Source organism: Vibrio sp. 811, assembly GCF_033339195.1.
In genome coordinates this window covers 1-723 of sequence record NZ_JAWOUB010000370.1, presented here as the reverse complement: position 1 = coordinate 723, position 723 = coordinate 1, and the positions used below count along the sequence as shown (strand labels likewise).

Annotated in this window: 1 protein-coding gene; it reads left to right on the top strand. The window is 49.4% G+C overall.

From position 1 onward, the window contains the following. On the top strand, positions 1-723 hold a 723-nt coding region (locus tag R7Q46_RS26930), incomplete at both ends, for an aconitase family protein (RefSeq protein WP_318078197.1).

Here is a 723-nt window from a genome sequence, read left to right as displayed (position 1 = left end):
CTGATCTTTCTATGGAAGGCCGTATGACGGTATGTAACATGGCCATTGAATTGGGCGCAAAAGCAGGCCTAATTGCACCAGATGAAACCACGTTTGAATACATCAAAGGTCGTAAGTTCTCACCGCAAGGCGCAGATTTTGATGCCGCAGTAGAGTACTGGAAGACGTTAAAAACTGACGCAGATGCCGAATTTGATGCCGTAGTAACGCTAAACGCTGCTGACATCAAACCACAAGTAACTTGGGGCACAAACCCAGGTCAGGTCATTGCCGTTGACCAACCGATTCCAGCACCAGAAAGCTTCACAGATCCAATCGAAAAAGCGTCTGCTGAAAAAGCATTGGCTTACATGGGCCTAGAAGCAGGTAAATCATTGTCTGACTACCAAGTAGATAAAGTGTTTGTTGGCTCTTGTACGAACTCTCGCATCGAAGACATGCGCGCTGCCGCCGTCGTGGCGAAAGGCCGTAAGGTCGCATCGCACGTTCAAGCTTTGATTGTCCCGGGCTCAGAACAGGTGAAAGCACAAGCAGAAGCCGAAGGCTTGGATGTCATCTTTAAAGAAGCGGGCTTTGAATGGCGTCTACCAGGTTGTTCAATGTGTTTAGCAATGAACAACGACCGCTTAGGTCCTCACGAGCGTTGTGCATCCACATCAAACCGTAACTTTGAAGGCCGTCAGGGCCGTGATGGTCGCACTCACTTGGTTAGCCCTGCAATGG